General features: G+C 71.1%; 18 protein-coding genes. 14 read left to right on the top strand and 4 right to left on the bottom strand.

Annotated elements, in window-relative coordinates:
- Positions 1–85: 85 nt before the first annotated feature.
- Entirely contained in the window at positions 86–1,153 is a 1,068-nt protein-coding gene (locus BJ998_RS02065; RefSeq protein ID WP_184857960.1) for a glycoside hydrolase family 88 protein, read from the bottom strand.
- A gap of 138 nt (positions 1,154–1,291) precedes the next feature.
- Here BJ998_RS02065 and BJ998_RS02060 point away from each other — a divergent pair, with 138 nt between their 5' ends.
- The 5 genes from BJ998_RS02060 to BJ998_RS02040 all read left to right on the top strand — a co-directional run bounded on the left by BJ998_RS02060 (position 1,292) and on the right by BJ998_RS02040 (position 6,655).
- Positions 1,292–1,879: a (2Fe-2S)-binding protein gene (locus BJ998_RS02060; RefSeq protein WP_184857958.1), complete on the top strand. Its 588-nt coding sequence runs from the start codon at positions 1,292–1,294 to the stop codon at positions 1,877–1,879.
- Positions 1,876–2,838: an FAD binding domain-containing protein gene (locus BJ998_RS02055; RefSeq protein WP_184857956.1), complete on the top strand. Its 963-nt coding sequence runs from the start codon at positions 1,876–1,878 to the stop codon at positions 2,836–2,838. The genes BJ998_RS02060 and BJ998_RS02055 overlap by 4 nt, the downstream gene beginning before the upstream one ends.
- On the top strand, positions 2,835–4,994 hold the full coding sequence (locus BJ998_RS02050; RefSeq protein ID WP_184857955.1) for a xanthine dehydrogenase family protein molybdopterin-binding subunit: 2,160 nt from the start codon (positions 2,835–2,837) through the stop codon (positions 4,992–4,994). The genes BJ998_RS02055 and BJ998_RS02050 overlap by 4 nt, the downstream gene beginning before the upstream one ends.
- A 69-nt stretch (positions 4,995–5,063) precedes the next feature.
- The gene (locus BJ998_RS02045) at positions 5,064–5,696 is read left to right on the top strand and encodes a nitroreductase family protein (protein ID WP_184868362.1); all 633 of its coding nucleotides are present in this window, start codon (positions 5,064–5,066) and stop codon (positions 5,694–5,696) included.
- A gap of 26 nt (positions 5,697–5,722) precedes the next feature.
- Positions 5,723–6,655 carry a DUF389 domain-containing protein gene (locus tag BJ998_RS02040; RefSeq protein WP_184857953.1) on the top strand — a complete coding sequence of 311 codons (933 nt, stop codon included), beginning with the start codon at positions 5,723–5,725 and terminating at the stop codon, positions 6,653–6,655.
- A 6-nt stretch (positions 6,656–6,661) separates the two neighbouring features.
- Here BJ998_RS02040 and BJ998_RS02035 read toward each other — a convergent pair whose 3' ends face one another.
- Positions 6,662–8,116 (bottom strand): flavin-containing monooxygenase, encoded by a 1,455-nt coding sequence (locus BJ998_RS02035; protein ID WP_184857951.1) that lies wholly within the window; start codon positions 8,114–8,116, stop codon positions 6,662–6,664.
- Between the two features lie 129 nt (positions 8,117–8,245).
- Here BJ998_RS02035 and BJ998_RS02030 point away from each other — a divergent pair, with 129 nt between their 5' ends.
- From BJ998_RS02030 to BJ998_RS02010, 5 genes are all read left to right on the top strand, one after another.
- Positions 8,246–9,352 carry an acyl-CoA dehydrogenase family protein gene (locus BJ998_RS02030; protein WP_184857949.1) on the top strand — a complete coding sequence of 369 codons (1,107 nt, stop codon included), beginning with the start codon at positions 8,246–8,248 and terminating at the stop codon, positions 9,350–9,352.
- Positions 9,349–10,314: an LLM class F420-dependent oxidoreductase gene (locus BJ998_RS02025; protein WP_184857947.1), complete on the top strand. Its 966-nt coding sequence runs from the start codon at positions 9,349–9,351 to the stop codon at positions 10,312–10,314. The genes BJ998_RS02030 and BJ998_RS02025 overlap by 4 nt, the downstream gene beginning before the upstream one ends.
- Positions 10,311–10,769, top strand: coding sequence for a winged helix-turn-helix transcriptional regulator (locus tag BJ998_RS02020; RefSeq protein ID WP_184857945.1), 459 nt, complete (start codon positions 10,311–10,313; stop codon positions 10,767–10,769). Before BJ998_RS02025 ends, BJ998_RS02020 begins: the two co-directional genes overlap by 4 nt.
- 132 nt (positions 10,770–10,901) lie before the next feature.
- A complete protein-coding gene (locus BJ998_RS02015; RefSeq protein WP_184857943.1) occupies positions 10,902–12,494 on the top strand; it encodes an MFS transporter in 1,593 nt (530 codons plus the stop codon).
- Positions 12,495–12,498: 4 nt separating this feature from the next.
- Positions 12,499–13,188 (top strand): YoaK family protein, encoded by a 690-nt coding sequence (locus BJ998_RS02010; protein WP_184857941.1) that lies wholly within the window; start codon positions 12,499–12,501, stop codon positions 13,186–13,188.
- Here BJ998_RS02010 and BJ998_RS02005 read toward each other — a convergent pair.
- Positions 13,178–13,933, bottom strand: a complete 756-nt coding sequence (locus BJ998_RS02005; RefSeq protein WP_184857939.1) for a VOC family protein — start codon at positions 13,931–13,933, stop codon at positions 13,178–13,180. The two genes, BJ998_RS02010 and BJ998_RS02005, sit on opposite strands and share 11 nt — an antisense overlap.
- A gap of 98 nt (positions 13,934–14,031) precedes the next feature.
- Here BJ998_RS02005 and BJ998_RS02000 point away from each other — a divergent pair, with 98 nt between their 5' ends.
- Positions 14,032–14,889 carry a 1-aminocyclopropane-1-carboxylate deaminase/D-cysteine desulfhydrase gene (locus BJ998_RS02000; protein WP_312889872.1) on the top strand — a complete coding sequence of 286 codons (858 nt, stop codon included), beginning with the start codon at positions 14,032–14,034 and terminating at the stop codon, positions 14,887–14,889.
- Positions 14,890–14,921: 32 nt separating this feature from the next.
- Positions 14,922–15,650, top strand: coding sequence for an SAM-dependent methyltransferase (locus BJ998_RS01995; RefSeq protein WP_312889871.1), 729 nt, complete (start codon positions 14,922–14,924; stop codon positions 15,648–15,650).
- 12 nt (positions 15,651–15,662) lie between these two features.
- Here BJ998_RS01995 and BJ998_RS01990 read toward each other — a convergent pair whose 3' ends face one another.
- The gene (locus tag BJ998_RS01990; RefSeq protein ID WP_184857937.1) at positions 15,663–16,601 is read right to left on the bottom strand and encodes a DNA polymerase domain-containing protein; all 939 of its coding nucleotides are present in this window, start codon (positions 16,599–16,601) and stop codon (positions 15,663–15,665) included.
- Between the two features lie 83 nt (positions 16,602–16,684).
- Here BJ998_RS01990 and trpM point away from each other — a divergent pair, with 83 nt between their 5' ends.
- Positions 16,685–16,819 (top strand): tryptophan biosynthesis modulator TrpM, encoded by a 135-nt coding sequence (gene trpM / locus BJ998_RS49480; protein WP_376775832.1) that lies wholly within the window; start codon positions 16,685–16,687, stop codon positions 16,817–16,819.
- Between the two features lie 46 nt (positions 16,820–16,865).
- Positions 16,866–18,071, top strand: coding sequence for a tryptophan synthase subunit beta (gene trpB, locus BJ998_RS01985; RefSeq protein ID WP_184857935.1), 1,206 nt, complete (start codon positions 16,866–16,868; stop codon positions 18,069–18,071).
- Positions 18,072–18,087: the final 16 nt, after the last annotated feature.

Raw genomic sequence — 18,087 nt, 5'->3', positions numbered from 1 at the left:
CCCGCCGGGCACGTCCAAAGCGGCAAACGCGGTCATACCGCGCAGAGTAGCGGCAAGATCAGCAGCCGGGGGTCAGCTTCGCCACCTATTGCCCCGCCATCAGGTACGCCCCGACCGCGTAGGCAGCCGTGTCGGTCGCCTTGACCGGCTGCGCGCCGCGCGGGCCGGTCGCGTCGCCCTGCGCGTAGCCGAACAGGCCGCTGGGCTGCAACGCCTTGGTGGTCAGCGCGTTCCAGCCCTTGGTCACGGTCGGCGTGAACTTCTTGGCGTCCAAAATCCCGTTGTTGACGCCCCAGCCCAGCGCGTAGGTGAAGAACGCGGTGCCGCTGCTCTCCGGGCCCGGGTGGTCGAAGGGGTTGAGCAGGTCCACGTTCCAGAAACCGTCGGATCGCTGAACCAGCCGAAGGGTGTTGGCCATCTTCTGGAACACCCGCACGTACTCCGGACGGTTCGGGTCGTCCTTCGGCAGCCACTGCAGCACGGTCGCCAGCGCCGCGAGGGCCTCGCCGTTGCCACGGGACCAGAACTGCAGCGAGCCGACCTGGCTCGCGTCGTGGTACCAGAGGCCGGTGAGCTCGTTGAACAGGCCGAAGCCGCCGGCGCGCTTCTCCGTGTAGTGGAACAGCTCCTGCGCCGCCTGGATGTTCTCCGGCTTGTTGTCCAGCACGCCCAGCCGAACGAACTGGGGCCACGCCTGGTTCAGGGCGTCGACCGTGTTCCAGTACTTGACGTGGCCCTGCTGCACGCTGGCCACCTCGTCGGCGACGCGCTGGCGCAGCGCGGCCAGGATCGGCGGGTCCGGGTGGAAGTAGGTGTAGAGGTCGAGATAGGCCTCCCCGGCGGCCTCGTTCGCGGGGTTGAACTCGTTGGCCGGATCGGTGTCCAGCTGGTACTTCAGCGCCTGCGCCCACGGCAGGGTCTTGTGGTTGGACTGGCCGCTGGTCAACACCATGGCCAGGTTGCCGACGTGGAAGACGGCATTGCGCCAGCTGGCGGAGGCCAGGTCGGTGCCATGCGCGAGCCAGTAGTCGGCGGCGGTGTACATCGGCGCGACGACCGGGCAGGCTGCGGGCACCGTGTCGGCCGATGCCTGTCCGACCAACACGGTCGTGCTCAAGGTCAGACTGGCGACCAACGTCGCAGCGACCCTCATGTCGTCCTCCTCGATCACGGGGACGCGGCGGTGGAGTCATCTCACTACGCACGTCGGTGACTGTCAATCGCGCGTGCTGCTAGCCTCACCGACAGTGACGTCGACTCCGCCGCGTCGACCACCTATCTGGGAGGTCGCATGGCAGGAAGTGTGTCCCGGCGCGGTTTTCTGGGCGGCGCGGCGGCCGCCTCCGTCGCCGGCACGGTGACGCTGGCACCCGGTCGGGCCTGGGCCGACACAACGCCGCCGGACCGGATCCGGTTGAGCGTCAACGGCAAGGTGTACGAGATCGACGCAGACCCGACGGTCACGCTGCTGGATGCGCTGCGTGAGCGGCTCGGGCTGACCGGCACCAAGAAGGGCTGCGACCGCGGCCAGTGCGGGGCCTGCACCGTCCATGTGGACGGCCGTCGCGTGGTGTCCTGCCTGACGCTGGCGATTGCCTGTGTGGGCAAGAAGGTCACGACGATCGAAGGGATCGCCGACGGCGATTCGTTGCATCCCGTGCAACAGGCCTTCGTCGACTGCGACGGATTCCAGTGCGGCTTCTGCACGTCCGGGCAGATCATGTCGGCCGTCGAGGTCGTGAGCCAGGGCTCCGCCCGTACCGACGAGGACATCCGGGAGGCGATGTCCGGCAACATCTGCCGGTGCGGCGCCTACTCGAACATCGTGGACGCCATCAAGCAGTGCCGTGCCGATCAAAATCGGGGTGACCGCCGATGAAGGCGTACGACTTCGGCTCCGCCGGCACCGTTCGGCAAGCGCTTTCCCACGGCGGCGACGGCACGTCCTATCTGGCCGGCGGCACCACGCTGGTGGACCTGATGAAGCTGGAGGTGATGACGCCGGCGCACGTCGTCGACATCAACTCCCTGCCGCTGCGCGGGATCCAGTGCACGCCGCTGGGCCTGCGGATCGGCGCGCTGGAGCGGATGGCCGACGTCGCCGTGCACCACGAGGTGGCCGCGCGCTGGTCCATGGTGTCCACGGCGTTGCAGCTGAGCGCTTCGCCGCAGCTGCGCAACATGGCCAGCATCGGTGGCAACCTGTTGCAGCGAACCCGTTGCGACTACTTCCGTGACGTGCGCATGCCGTGCAACAAGCGCAAACCGGGCAGCGGCTGTCCCGCCGTCCATGGGGACAACCGGATGCACGCCATTCTCGGCACCAGCGCGTCCTGTGTCGCCACCCACGCCAGCGACCTCGCGGTGGCGCTGGTCGCGCTGGACGCCTCGATCCGGCTGCAGGACCGGCACGGCGAGCGGGTCGTCCGGCTGGCCGACTTCTACCGGCTGCCCGGCGACACGCCGTCGGTGGAGAACCAGCTGCGGCCGGGGGAGCTGATCACCGAGGTGATCGTGCCGGCCTGCGACTGGCCGCAGACCTACGTCAAGGTGCGCGACCGGTCGTCGTACGAGTTCGCCCTGGCGTCGGCCGCTGTCGCGGTGGACGTGCACGGGGGAGTGGTGCGGGACGCACGGGTCGCGGTCGGCGGCGTCGGCACGCGGCCGTGGCGGCTGCAGGCCGTGGAGAAGGCGCTGCGCGGCAAGCCGGCGACCGAGGACAGTTACCTGGAGGCGGCGAAGTTGGCGGTCGTGGGGGCTCAGCCGTTGGCGGGCAACGGCTTCAAGGTGCCGCTGGTGCAGCGGACCATCGCACGGGCGTTGGCAGGTGCGCGATGACCGTCTCACTGTCCCGTGTGGAGTCTCACCTCAAGGTCACCGGCGGTGCCGTCTACGCGGCCGACAATGCCGCCACTGCCTACGGATACCTGCTGACGAGCACCATCGCCCTCGGCGCCGTAACCGCGATGGACGTCACCGCCGCGCAGGCCGCGCCGGGTGTCTTCGCCGTGTACACGCCGTTCAGCCCGTTGAAGCTCTACGGGTACGGCGACGGCTCCACGGACGAGACCGCGCCGGTGTTGCAGGACAACAACGTGCGGTACAACGGCCAGGTGATCGGCATGGTCGTCGCCGACACCTTCGAGCACGCCCGGGACGCCGCCTCGCTCGTGTCGACGACGTACGACGTCAAGCCGGGCAACGTGAACTTCGCCGCCGGTGTCGCGACCGCGACCCCGACGAGCAGCCCGGTCGCCGAGGTCCTGGCCCCCGGCGTCACCTCCATCGACGCCGCCCTGGCGGCCAGCGAGGTCACGGTCTCAGCCGTCTACACGACCCCGCACCAGCACCACAATCCGATGGAGCCGCACGCGGCCGTCGCGGTGTGGACAGACGACCGGCTCACGCTGTACACGGCGACGCAGGGCGTGATGAACGTCGCCAGCCACATCGCGCGGGCGCTCGGTGTCGATCAGTCCAAAGTGCACGTCGTGAATCCCTACGTCGGCGGGGCCTTCGGCGGCAAGATCGGCAACTGGGCCCACGTCCCGCTGGCCGCCGCGGCGGCTCGGGCCCTGAGCCGGCCGGTGAAGGTCGCGCTGACCCGGGAGCAGACCTTTGCCGTGTCGGGTCATCGGCCGCCGTCGCACCAGACCGTGACGCTGGGCGCGGCCAAGGACGGCACGCTCGTGGCGATCAAGCACGAGGGCATCTCCGGCAAGTCGCAGTCCGGGCCGTCCATGGAGAACGTGGCCAACCATTCCCTCACCGCCTACGCGTCGCCGAACCTGCACATCACGCGGGCGTTCGTGCCGCTGGACGTGTCGGCGATGACGCCGATGCGGGCGCCGGGCGAGACGCACGGGGCGTTCGCGCTGGAAAGCGCCATGGACGAGCTGGCGGTCAAGCTCGGCGTGGACCCGTTGGCGCTGCGGCAGAAGAACTACGCGGCCAAGGTGCCCAACAGCGGGAACCCCTGGTCCAGCAAGCACCTGGACGAGTGCTACCAGGTCGGCGCAAACGCTTTCGGTTGGGCCGAACGCAATCCCGTGCCGGGCTCGGTGCGTGACGGCGACTGGTTCGTCGGCCTCGGCATGGCCACCGCCACCTATCCGGCCTCGCGGTCGAAGTCGTCTATGAAGGTCCGGCTGCAGGCCGACGGCACCGCCGTCGTCTCCGGCACCGGTGCCGACCTCGGCACCGGCCAGCTCACGGTGTTCGCCATCCTCGGCTCGCAGGCCCTGGGCATCCCGGTGGGCTCCGTCCGCGCCGAGCTGGGCGACTCCTTGCTGCCGCCCGCCACACCGGCCGGTGGTTCCACGTCGACATCCAGCAACGGGCCGTCATTGATGGTTGCCGCCGACGCCGCGAAGTCCGCCTTGCTTGCGCAGGCCGCACAGAATCCGCAATCGCCCTTCTACGGCAAGACACCGGTCTACAACGCCGGCATGGTCAGCGCCGACGGCGTGTCGATGAGCTTCGGCAGCCTGCTGACCGCGCTGGACATGCCGGCCGTCGAGGGCACGTCCGCGCTGCCCAGCGGCACCACCAAGGGCTACGGCTACATGTCGTTCGGGGCGCACTTCTGCGAGGTCCGCGTCAACCGGTGGACCGGCGAGCCGCGGGTGACGCGATGGCTGTCGGTGATCGACGGCGGCACCATCGTCAACGAGAAGACCGCGCGCAGCCAGGTGCTCGGGGCCGTCGTGATGGGCATCGGCGGCGCGCTGCTGGAGGACAGCCGGGTCGAGCCCGACACCGGTCGCTACGCCGGCGCCAACATGGCCGCCTACCTCGTGCCCGTCAACGCCGACATCCCGCCCATCGACGTCCGGTTCCTCAACTACCCCGACACGGTCTTCAGCCCGCTCGGGGCCCGCGGCATCGGCGAGCTCGGCATCGTCGGCGTGGCCGGGGCCGTCGCCAACGCCGTGCACAACGCCACCGGCAAGCGCGTCCGCGACCTGCCGATCACCCTCGACAAGCTGTTGTGAAGCTCCGCTACAGGTCGTTCGAAGCAGCGGTGCCTGGACGCCGCTGGTAGTCATAACCGCATGAGCGAGATGTCGGCGGAGGCCGTCCTGACCACGACCAGGTCCGTGCGCAAGCGGCTGGACCTGACCCGGCCCGTGGACCTGGCCGTGGTTCGGGAATGCCTCACCATCGCCTTGCAGGCGCCCAGCGGCTCCAACCGCCAGCAGTGGCAGTGGATCGTCGTCACCGACGAGGCGCAGCGGGCCGCGATCGGCGACGTGTACCGGCGCGCCTGCCACGAGTACCTGGAATCCGCCGGCGCGGCCGGCAAGTTGTTCGCCGACGACCCCGACCGTTCCGCCGTGCAGCAACGGGTGCACTCCTCCGTCGCCGCCCTGGCCGACACCATGGGGCAGGTCCCCGTGCTCGTGCTGCCCTGCCTTCGCGTCGCCGGCGGGCTCCCGTCCGGCAACCAGGCCGGGCTGTGGGGTTCGCTCCTGCCCGCCGCCTGGAGCTACATGCTCGCCGCCCGCACCCGTGGCCTCGGCACCGCCTGGACCACGCTGCACCTCAGCTATGAGTCCGAGGTCGCCGACATCCTCGGCCTCCCCGCCGACGTGCACCAGGCGGCCCTCATCCCCACCGCCTACTACACCGGCACCGACTTCAAGCCCGCCCCGCGCCAGCCCCTCGACGAGGTTCTGCACGTCGACCGTTGGTAGCAGGCCCTCGGCGATATCGTCGGAACGTGTTCCATTTGAGAGTGATCGTCCCGAACGGACGGACCGACGCCGTGCTCGAGGCCCTGCGGCGGCAGGTCGGCGCCGCGCACGTGGTGCTGCTGCGCGGCGTCGCGATGGACGGCGCCGGTGACGTCGTCGAGGCTGCCGTGGCGCGGGAGGCGGCCGACGCGGTCGTCGCCGAGCTGTGTCGGCTCGACGTCGATCACGTCGGCGGGATCACCCTGGAGGCGGTGGACACGGTGCTGTCCGACGCCGTCGACCGCGCCGAGCATGCGGCGCCCGGCGATGGCGCCGACGCCGTGGTGTGGGAGGAACTGCTGGCCAAGACCGGCGAGGAGGCCAAGCCGAGTGTCACCTTCCAAGCTTTCCTCACGCTGGCCTGCGTGCTCGCGTCGGTCGGCGTGGTCACCAACTCGCCGGTCACCATCGTCGGCGCGATGATCGTGGGGCCCGAGTTCGGCCCGTTGGCCGCGCTCGCCGTCGGGCTGGTGCGCCGGCGCGGTGACCTGCTCCGACGAGCCGGCCTGGCCCTGGCCCTCGGATTCCCGGTCGCGATGCTGGTCACGGCCGGTGTCACGGTTCTGGCCGAATTCGTCGGCTTGTTCGATCGCACGGCCGTGTTGTCGGCCCACCAGGTCGAGTTCGTCTACCAGGTCGGGCCGTACTCGCTGATCGTGGCTCTGTTGGCCGGTGCGGCCGGGATGCTGGCCATGACCTCGGCCAAGTCCGCGGCGCTGGTCGGGGTGTTCGTGTCGGTGACGACCGTGCCGGCGGCCGGCTACGCGGTGGTGGCCGCGGTGCTCGGCGAGTGGGACCGCTGTCTCGGCTCGGTCGTGCAGCTGGTGGTCAACATGATCGGCATCGTGCTGGCCGCGGCGGGTGTGCTGCTGCTGCGGAGGCGCCGGGTCGGCGACGACCGTCCGCTGGTTTCGGGCTGAGGTTGCTCACGCCCTCGCGAAGCGCATGACGCCGTCGGCGACCGGGGTGTAGGTCAGGTCGAGGTGGTCGAGGATGTAGGTCTGACGTGACCGCCACGGGCGGCGTGCGCCCTGCTTGGGCAGGATGGCCTCGGCGCGCTTGATGTAGCCGGAGGTCAGGTCGAGGATCGGGCGGCCGCCGCCGGAGTCGCGCGGGGACAGGGTCGGGGTGCAGATCGTGTAGTGCCGGCGGTCCATGTGGTTGAGCAGCCGGCAGACGTAGCGCGAGGTCAGGTCGGCGCGCAGCGTCCAGGAGTTGTTGGCGTAGCCGACGCACCAGGCGAAGTTGGGCACGCCGCTGAGCATCATTCCCTTGTAGACGGTGGCATTGCTCGGGTCGACGGGCTTGCCGTCGACGGTGAGCCGCAGCCCGCCGACGGCGACCATCTTCAGGCCGGTGGCGGTGACGATGACGTCGGCCCGCAGCTCGCGGCCGGAGGTGAGGCGGATGCCGTCGGGGGTGAACGTCTCGATGTGGTCGGTGACGACGCTGGCCCGCTTGCTGCGCAAGGCGTTGAACAGGTCGCCGTCGGGCACCAGGCACAGCCGCTGGTCCCACGGCTTGTAGCGCGGCACGAAATGCGGGTCGACGGGCACGGAGTCGCCGAGCGCTGCGGCGGCCCCCTTGCGCAGCAGCGCGGCGGCCCGGTCGGGGAAGCGGCGCATGAACTGGAAGAAGACGGTGCTGAACGCCAGGTTCTTGGCGCGGACGGCGCGGTGCCCGAGCCGGCCGGGCAGCCTCTGGCGGATCTTGTTGGCCAGCGCGTCCTGCTGCGGCCGGGCCACGACGTAGCTGGGGGAGCGCTGGAGCATGGTGACGTGCGCGGCCTTGTCGGTCATCGCCGGCACGAGCGTCACGGCGGTCGCGCCGCTGCCGATCACCACGACGTTCTTGTCCGTGTAGTCGAGATCCTCGGGCCAGAACTGCGGGTGCACGATCTGGCCGGTGAAGCTGTCCTGGCCGGGGAAGTCGACCACGTGCCCGCTGTCGTAGCTGTAGTAGCCGCTGCACAGGTAGAGGAACGAGCAGGTGTAGGTCACCGGCTCGCCGTCGTGCACGGCCTCGACGCTCCATCTGGCGTCCACGGTGGACCATGAGGCGGACACAACCTTGTGCCCGAACCGGATCTGGCGGTCGATGCCGAACATCGACGCGGTCTCCCGCACGTACCGCAGGATCGACGGGCCGTCGGCGATGGCCTGTGGGTCGGGCCACGGCCGGAACGGGTAGCCGAGCGTGAACATGTCGGAGTCGGACCGGATGCCGGGATAGCGGAACTGGTCCCAGGTGCCGCCGATCGCGTCCCGCGCCTCCAGGATGGCGTACGTCCGGCGCGGCGTCCGGGTGCGCAGCCGGTAGGCGGCGTTCACCCCCGACAGCCCGGCGCCGACGATCAGGACGTCGACATGTGTGGCGGTCATGTCAAGCACGGTACCGCCGGTCGGCCGCCCGGTCCGTTGTCCCGCGCCTTACGGACATCACTGTTGACACGTCCGTCCGCCCGGTAACAATATTGAACCGGTAAGAGAACTGAACCGTCTGGAGGGCGCATGCTGTCGAGCGCACGGAAGGCCGCCGCCGTCGCGCGCGACCTGGCCGAGGAGACCGAGCGGGGCCGGCAGCTGGCCCCCGGCGTCGTCGCCGAGCTGAAGGCGCACGACCTGCTGCGCATCGGGCTGACCGCCGACCTCGGCGGCGCCGAGCCGACCACCGCCGAGATCCTGGCGACGGCCGAGACCATCGCCACCGGTGACGCGTCCGCCGGCTGGTGCGTGTCCATCGCCGCGACCAGCAGCCTGCTCGGCGCGTACCTGCCGGAAAAGGGCGCTCAGGAGGTGTTCGGCGACCCCGGCTCCGTGGCCGCCGGCGTGTGGGCGCCGCGGGCCAAGGGCGAGATGGTCGACGGCGGGGTGCGGATCAGCGGCCGGTGGTCGTTCTGCAGCGGCGTCCGGCACTCCGACTGGATCTTCCTCGGCTTCGTCCAGGACGGGCAGGTGCGCACGGCCGCGTTCCCCACCGCCGAGCTGGAGATCCTGGACACCTGGAAGACCTCCGGACTGCGCGGCACCGGCAGCACCGACGTCGTGGCCAAGGACGTCTTCGTCCCGGACCACCGCCTGTTCTCCGTGCTCGACGGGCCGCCGGCCGGGGCCCGGACGCTGCAGAGGTTCCCGCTGTTCGGCTTCTTCGCCGCCTCGATCGCGGCCGCCGCGCTGGGCAACGCCCGTGGCGCGATGACCGAGTTCGCCGAGCTGGCGACCGTGCGCAAGCCGACCGGATCCAGCCGCAGCACCGCCGAGCGGCCAGCGACGCAAAGCACCTTCGCCGCCGCCGAGGCGTCGCTGCGCGCCGCGCGGGGCCTGTACTACCAGGCGATCGACGACGCGTGGCAGGCCGCCGCTTCGGACGAGCCCGTTTCCGTCGAGCTTCGGACCTCGCTGCGGCTCGCCTGCACGCACGCCGTGCGGACCTCGGCCGAGGTCGTCAGCGCCGTGTACGACCTCGGCGGCGGCTCCGCGATCTACGAGGATTCCCCCCTGCAGCGCCGTTTCCGGGACGCACACACCGCCACCGCGCACTTCCAGGTCAACCCGGCGACGTTCGAGCTGACCGGACGGCTGCTGCTGGGCCTGCCGACCGAGACGGGTCAGCTGTGAGCGACATCGGCGTGGTGGCGCCGTACTGGCTGGACCGGCCGGACACCGAGGTCGTCGGCATCGCCCTCGAAGCCGAGCGAAATGGTTTCGGCACCATGTGGCTCGGCGAGATGGCCACCTACGACGCCTTTTCCCTTGCCACGGCGGTGGGATTGCGTACCGAGCGGATCGGGCTGCGCATCGGCCCGCTGCCGATTTCCGTTCGCACGCCGGTGTCCGTGGCTCTCGGCGTGTCGTCGGTGACCGATCTGGCCCGGCCCGTCGCCGGCGTCGGGCTCGGCGGCTCCAGCCCGTTCATCGTCAGCGGCTGGCACGACCGCCCCTGGCAGCACGCCGCCAGCCGCATGCGTGAGGCCGTCGGCGTCCTGCGGTCCGTTCTGGACGGTGGACGCACCGATTTCGCCGGCGACCACGTTCGCAGCAAGGGATTCCGCCTGCGGCGGCCCCTGCCCGGCCTGCCGATCACCGTCGCCGCGTTCGGGCCGGCGATGACCCGCGTCGCCGCCGAGGTGGCCGACGAGGTCGTGCTCAACCTCGTGTCGCCCGAGCACGTCGCCTCCGTCCGCAAGGCCGTGGACGCCCATGCCGCTGGTGTCGGCCGCACCCCGCCCCGGCTGGCGGTGTGGATCCCGGTCGCCCTCGACCCCGGGCCGGCCACGCTGGCCCAAGCAGCCGCGCAGACCGCCGTGTACCTCAGCCCGCCCGGCTACGGCGAGATGTTCAGCGCCCTCGGCTACTCTTCGCTGGTGGAGCGGGCCCGGGCCGGTGAGCCGCGGAAGGACCTCGCCGCCGCCATCCCCGCCTCGCTCATCGCCTCGGTCGGCGCCGTCGGCTCGAAGTCGGACGTGCTGGCCCGGATCGCCGAGTTCCACGCCGCCGGCGCCGACCACGTCGGCATCGTCCCGACGACCGCCGAGGACCCGAGCGGCGCGCGGCTGCTGGCCGAGTTGGCCCGCCGATGACCGCCGAACAGGAGTTCCGACACCGGTTCACGGCGGAGTCCGTCGGCCGCGCCCTCGAACTCGTCGGCGAGCGGTGGACCCTGCTCATCCTGCGCGAGGCGTTCTTCGGCGTGCGGCGGTACGGGCAACTCGCCCGCAACCTCGGCATCCCGCGGCCGACCCTGTCCACCCGGCTCAAGCGGCTCGTCGAGGCCGGGCTGCTGGAGAAGGTCGCCTACGACGAGGACAAGCACGAATACCGGCTCACCGAGGCCGGCAAGGGCCTGTTCCCGGCCGTGGTCGCCCTGATGAACTGGGGCGACACCCACCTGCCCGCCCCGGAGGGGCCCCCGGTCGTGTTGCGGCACAACGACTGCGGCCAGCACGCCGACCCGTTCCTGGCCTGCCGGCACTGCGGCGGCGAGATCACCACCACGGCCGTCACCCCCGAACCCGGCCCCGGCTACCGCCCCTGACCCCCGCGAGTCCCGCTCAGCGTCACACCGAATGTACGAAACGGTTTCACACCTTCGGTGTGACTGTGGGCGGGACTCACGGGGGTGACCAGTAGGTTGGATGGCCCCGACCGTCACCGAAATGAGCCGACGTTGGCATCGAGCAGCACCACGTCCGCCTGGGCGCCGCTGGCCGCCCGATCGTTCCGAGCGCTGTGGCTGGCGCAGTTCGCCTCGAACGTGGGCACATGGGTGCAGTCGGTGGGGGCACAGTGGCTGCTGCTGGACCACGGCCCGACGGTGGTGGCGCTGGTGCAGACGGCGAGCTCGCTGCCGGTGTTCCTGTTCGCGCTGCCGGCCGGCGTGCTGGCCGATCTGGCGGACCGCAAGCGTCTGCTGGTGTGGGCGCAGCTGGGCATGACGGTGGTGGCGGCGCTGCTCGCGGTGGCGACGTTCACCGGCGGCATGACAGCGGGCCTGCTGCTGACGCTGACGTTCCTGCTGGGCTGCGGCAGCGCCCTGGTCGGCCCGGCATGGCAGGCGATCCAGCCGGAGCTGGTGCCACGCGAGCAGCTCAAGCAGGCGTCGGCGCTGGGCGCGGTCAACATGAACATCGCCCGCGCGGTCGGGCCGGCGTTGGGCGGCCTGCTGGTAGCGCTGGCCGGCGTGGGCTGGACGTTCGCGCTGAACGCGGTGTCGTTCGTGGTCATCCTGCTGGCACTGCAGATGTGGCGGCGGGCCCCGCAAGCCCGGCCGAACGAGACCGAACGCGAGCACGCCGTCGCGGCCGTGCGGGCGGGCGTGCGCTACCTGCGCCATGCACCGGGCATTCGGCGGATCCTGCTCCGCGCGCTGCTGTTCGTGCCGGCGGCCTCAGCACTGTGGGCGCTACTGCCCACGGTGTCCGCCCAGGTGTTGCACCTCGGCTCCAGCGGCTACGGGCTGATGCTGGGCGCGCTCGGTGTCGGCGCTGTCGCCGGGGCGCTGGGCCTGCCGGCGGCGGCGCGGCAGGTCAGCGGCACCGCGATGCTGATGGTCTCCGGCGCGGTGTTCGCCGCGGTGACGGCGGTCCTGCCGCTGTGCCCGAACGCACTCGTCGCCGCGATCCCGCTGACCCTGGCCGGCGCGGCGTGGATCGGCGTGCTGTCGACGCTGAACGCGGCCATGCAGCTGACGCTGGCCGGCTGGGTCCGGGCCCGCGGCCTGGCCTTCTACCTGATCGTGTTCATGGGCGGCCAGGCGTTCGGCGCCGCGATCTGGGGCATCGTCGCCGGCTACGCGGGCCTGACGATCACGCTGTTCGTCGCCGCCGGGCTGCTGGTGCTCGGCGCGGCCACCGGCTGGTGGTGGCCGCTCCACGACGGCGGCAACCTGGACCGGTCGGTCGCCGCGAGCTGGGCCGACCCGTCGCTGGTTTTAGAACTCCGGCCGACCGACGGCCCTGTGCTCGTGCAGATCGAGTACCGGGTGGCCGAGGACAACGTGAACGACTTCACCCGCGCGATGACCGTGGTGGAACGCTCCCGCCGGCGCACCGGCGCGACCAGCTGGGGCCTGCACCGGGACATCGCCGACCCGGCGCTGTTCCTGGAGACGTTCCAGGTGCCGTCGTGGGCCGAGCATCTGGCGCAGCACCACTCCCGCTATACCGGCGCCGACCACGACGTGTTGGAGCGGGCGCGCCGGCTGGCCGAGGGCGAACCGACCGTGCGACACGCGCTCGCCGCGCCGTCGCCGCTGGACTGATCGCATGCGTGTCTGGCACGAACTGACCCGTGGCGACAAGCACGGCCCACTGCCGGCGCTGTTGCTGGTGCTGACGGTCGCGACCGGTCTGGTCGACGCCGTGAGCGTCCTCGACCTCGGCCGCGTGTTCGTCGCGAACATGACCGGCAACGTCGTGTTCGTGGCGTTCGCGCTGACGGGGGTGCCGGGGTTCTCGCTGGCCGCGTCGGTGGTCGCGCTGCTCGGCTTCCTGGCCGGCGCGTTCCTCGGCGGCCGGCTGGCCCGGCGGCACACGCACCGGGGTCGGTTGCTGCGCAACGTCACCCTTGTCGAGTTGGGGCTGGTGGCGGTGGCGATCCTCCTCTCCTTGCCGGCCGATGCCGCGGTCGTGCAGGCGGCGCTGCTGGCGGTCGCGATGGGACTGCAGAACTCCATCGCGCGCCGGCTGGCCGTGCCCGACCTGACCACGACCGTGCTCACCACGATGATGGCCGGCTTCGCCGCCGACGCCCGCCGTCAGGGACGGGTCGCCGCCGCGCGGCGGGCACTCGCCGTGTCGGCGATGTTCGTTGGCGCTGTCATCGGTGCCGTGCTGCTGCTTCACGCCCGCGCGGTGTGGGCGCTGGCCGCCGCGGCCGTCCTCATCGGACTCGTCGCGACGGTCAGTGCCGTGCGCAGCCGGGGCGAAGCGCCCTGGCACGCCGTCACATCTTGATGACCGAGAACGCCGCGCCGTGCTGGTCGTCGAGCACCGCGAAGCGGCCCTGCGGAATGTCCGTCGGCGGCACCGCGACCGAGCCGCCCAGCTCCACGCACCTGGCCGCGGTGGCGTCGGTGTCCTCGACGGCGAAGTAGATCATCCAGTGCGCCGGCACCTCGGCCGGCCACATGTCGCCCGCCATCGGCATCATGCCGCCGACCGGGCCGCCGTTGAGCGTCCACGTCGTGTAGGTGACGTCGCCGAACGGGCTGTCGTCGTGGCCCCAGCCGAACACGCCCTCGTAGAAGGACTTCGCGCCCGCCGGGTCGCGGGTCATCAGCTCGTTCCAGCACAGGGCGCCCGGCACGTTGAACACTTCACCGCCCGGCATGGTGCCCGGCTGCCACACCGAGAAGGCCGCGCCGCCGGCGTCCACGAACACCGCCATCCGGCCGTTCTCGCCGACGTCGCCCGGCGCCATCACCACCTTGCCGCCGTTGGCCTCCACCCTGGCGGCGATGTCGTCCGCGCTGTCGGTGATCACGTACGTCGTCCACACCGTCGGCTGGCCCTCGCTGAACAGCGGGCCCGCGCCGGCCACCGGCTCGCCGCCCAGGTTGAAGATCGTGTAACCGCCGAACTCCTCGCCGCCGGTGTGCGCGGTCCAGCCGAACAGCTCCGTGTAGAAGGCTCTGGTCGCGTCCAGGTCGGGCGAGCCGAGGTCGATCCAGCCGGGCACGCCCGGCGCCACAGCGCTCATGATGGTGCTCCTCGTCGTCGGCGGGACAGGTTCGTCCCGACACGGAAGCATCGTCGCAGCGGGGTCTGACATTTCCGGTCGGCCGTAGAGTGTCGCGGGTGCAGGTTCCCTCCCCGCTGACCGAGTTGCGCGACGAGCGGCTGAACGCGAGGGACGTCCGCCTCTATCTCAAGCGGGACGACCTCATCAGCCCCGACATCCCCGGCAACAAGTGGCGCAAGCTCAAGTACAACCTGGTCGCCGCGCGTGAGCAGGGGCAGCACACGCTGTTGACGTTCGGCGGCGCCTACTCGAACCACATCCGGGCCACCGCCGCGGCCGGCGCGCGGTTCGGGTTCGACACCATCGGCGTCATCCGGGGCGAGGAACACCGGCCGCTCAACGACTCGCTGGCCCGGGCCGTCCAGTATGGAATGCGGCTGGCCTACCTGGACCGCACGACCTATCGCCGCAAGACCGAGCCGGACGTGCTGGACGCGCTCGCCGACGAGTTCGGCGACTTCTACCTGCTGCCCGAGGGTGGCACCAACACGTTGGCGCTCAAGGGATGCATGGAGTTGCCGGCCGAGATCGCACCCGATTTCGACGTGCTGTGCTGCGCCTGCGGAACCGGCGGCACCCTCGCCGGCCTCGCCGCCGGGCTACGACCCGGCCAGCACGCGCTCGGCTTCTCCGCGCTGAAGGGCGGCGAATTCCTGGCCGGTGACGTCCGCCGCCTGCAGATCGCCGCGTTCGGGGCCGAGACCGGCAACTGGTCCATCGATTTCGACTCGCACTTCGGCGGCTACGCGAAACGCACCCCCGAACTGGACGATTTCGTGACCGACTTCCGCGTCCGGCACGACGTCGACCTCGACCGGGTGTACGTGGCGAAGATGCTGCACGGCGTGTTCACCCGGGTCCAGGAGGGCGAGTTCGCCGCCGGCACCGCGATCGTCGCCGTCGTCACCGGCTGAAATCCGGTTGCGTCCGTCGCGAGGCTAGGGGCGTGACGTTGCCTCCGCTGCACGAAGACCTGACCTTTCACGGGCCGCTGTCGTCCTCCCGTGCCGACCTGCTCGTCCGCTCGCTCGGGCCGCTCGACGGTCAGCATGTCGTCGACCTCGGCTGCGGCTGGGCCGAGTTGCTGCTCCGGACCGTCGCCGCCGGGGCCACCGGTCACGGCGTCGACCAGGACGCCGAGGCCATCGCCCATGGCCGGAAGCTCGCCATCGACCGTGGCCTTTCCGACCGCGTCACCTTGGCGGTCGGGGACGCCGGGGCGTGGTCGGGGGAGGCCGATGTCGTGATCGTGAACGGCGCCAGCCAGGTCTGGGGCGGTGAGCCCACTTCGCACACCGTGAACGCCCTCGAAGCCGGCCGTCGGTTCCTGCGCCCCGGCGGGCGGTTGCTGCTCGGCGAGGGGTTCTGGGAACGGGAACCCACCGCCGCCCAACTTGCCGCCATGCCCATACCCCGCGAGCAGTACGGCTCCGTGGCGGACCTCGTCGACCTCGCTCTCGGGCATGGCTACCGGCTGCTCTGGCTCTCGCAGGCCAGCCAGGACGAGTGGGACGAGTTCGAGTCGGCCCACGCCCTTGCTCGGGAGCTCTGGCTGCTCGACCACCCGGAGGACACGGCGGTGCGGGAGCGTGCCGACCAGCAGCGGGAATGGCGGCTCAAAGGCTGGCGTGGCGTGCTGGGAATGGTCTACCTGACCCTGGTGCTGCCGCGCTGACCCCGCGGGGGTTCAGCCGCGGCGGGCGCGGGCGCGGCGTTTGCCCTCGTGCATGGCCTGGACGCGGGCGACGGGAATGGTGTGGCCCTCGGCGACGAGATCGGCGGGCAGGGTCTGCGGCGAGGGCATGGCGTCGGCCCACGGGTCGGACGTGCCCAACAGGGCCGGGGCGGTGCGGATGGTGAAGTCGGCGGGGGTGACATCGTCGAGGGCGTCCCAGGAGACGGGGAAGGAGACGGGGACGCCGGGGCGGAGGCGGGGGCTGTAGGCAGCGGCCACGGTGGCGCCGCCGGCACGGGTGGAGTCGAGGAAAACCTTGCCGTGGCGGTCCTCGACGATGAAGGCGGTGGTGGCCAGCACCGGGTCGAGGCGCTCGGCGCGGGCGGCGATGGCACGGGTGGCGGCGGCGACGTCCTCGACGGCGGCCTGCTGGTCGACGGGCACGAAGATGTGCACGCCCTTGGAACCGCTGGTCTTGACGGCGCCGCTGAGGCCGCAGTCGGAGAGGGCCTGCCGGATGAGGTGGGCGGCCTGCACGACGAGCCGGAAGGAATCGCCGGCGGGAGGGTCGAGGTCGAGCACGAGGTGGGTGGGACGAGCCCACTGGTCCAACCGGAACAGCGTGGGGTGGTACTCGACGGCCCGCTGGTTGGCGAACCACAGCAGGGTGCGGCGGTCGTTGCACAGCGCGTACGAGATCTCACGCTTGGACGCCTCGGCCCAGATCGGCTGCCGTTGGACCCAGGCGGGCGTGTACTTCGGCAGGTTCTTCTGCATGAACGGCGGCTGGTCGCGCAGCGACCTGATCACGGAGAGGGGCCGGTCGGCGAGCACGGGCACCAGCTGCGGGTGCACGGCGTCGAGGTAGTCGACCAGGTCGCCCTTGGTGGCCTCGGCCCCGTCGAACAGCGGCTGGTCGAGATTGGTCAGCGTGACACCGTCCCGTTCCATGCCACCACGATCCCCGGGCGCAGCGGTGCCGGCAACCCGGAAGCGGTTGTGTCGCCGGCGGTCACGGTATTACTCTCCGCCACGTGACCGTCGACGTGCGCTTCGGAGGTGCCCACCGCGGGTGCCGCGCGCCCGCACGTCGGATCAAGGGCCGCCGGGTGCGCTACCACATCGGCTGCGAGCCCGGGCAGGTCCGCGGGATGCGATGGCACGGCTGACCGACCGTCGGCCCGCTTTCGTTCACCCGTAAGGACAAAACCCCATATGGTCACCTCTTTCTTCCATCCCGCCGACGGCGACGGGACGGGCGTCTTCGGCCGCTTCGGCGGCCAGTACGTGCCCGAGGCCCTGGTCGCCGCGATCGACGAGCTCACCGCCGCCTACGACAAGGCCCGCACCGACGAGGAGTTCGCGGCGGACCTGAACAACCTGCTGGCGGACTACGCCGGCCGGCCGACACCGCTGACCGAGGTGCCGCGTTTCGCGGAGGCGGTCGGCGCGAGGGTGTTCCTCAAGCGCGAGGACCTCAACCACACCGGTTCGCACAAGCTGAACAACGCGCTGGGGCAGGCGTTGCTGGCCAAGCGCATGGGAAAGCCGCGTGTCATCGCGGAAACGGGCGCCGGCCAGCACGGCGTCGCCACGGCGACGGCGTGTGCGCTGCTGGGCATCGACTGCACCGTCTACATGGGATCCTTCGACACGGAGCGGCAGGCGCTGAACGTGGCGCGGATGCGCATGCTCGGCGCGGAAGTCGTTGCCGTGCCGACGGGTGCGGGCACGTTGAAGGACGCCATCAACGAGGCGTTCCGCGACTGGGTGGCCAACGTGGACTCCACGCACTACCTGTTCGGCACGGCCGCCGGGCCGCACCCGTTCCCGACGATCGTGCGCGACCTGCAGCGAGTTGTCGGAGTCGAGGCGCGGGAGCAGATCCAGCGCCGCACCGGCCGGCTGCCGGACGCCGTGCTGGCCTGCGTCGGCGGCGGATCGAACGCCATCGGCGCCTTCCACCCCTTCCTGGACGACGCCACGCGGCTGATCGGCTGCGAGGCCGCCGGTGACGGCGTCGAGACCGGCCGGCACGCGGCGACGTTCGCCGGGGGCCGGGTGGGTGTGCTGCACGGCTCGCGCTCCTACTTCCTGCAGGACGACGACGGCCAGACCGTGGAGACGCATTCGATCTCGGCCGGCCTGGACTACGCCGGTGTCGGGCCGGAGCACTCGTACCTGCGGGACAGTGGGCGGGCCGAGTACGTGCCCGTCACCGACGACGAGGCGATGGCCGCGATGCGGCTGCTGGCGCGGACCGAGGGCATCATCCCGGCGATCGAGTCCAGCCACGCCCTCGCCGGCGCCGTCAAGCTCGGCGCCGAGCTGGGGGAGGTCGTGCTGATCAACCTGTCGGGGCGCGGGGACAAGGACATGGACACGGCCGCGCGGTACTTCGACCTGGTGGGGGAGCGGTGAAGATGGCTTCGCGCAA

The sequence above is a fragment of the Kutzneria kofuensis genome, assembly GCF_014203355.1.
GTDB classification, from domain to species: Bacteria; Actinomycetota; Actinomycetes; order Mycobacteriales; family Pseudonocardiaceae; genus Kutzneria; species Kutzneria kofuensis.
This window is presented reverse-complemented; position numbering and strand designations above follow the sequence as displayed.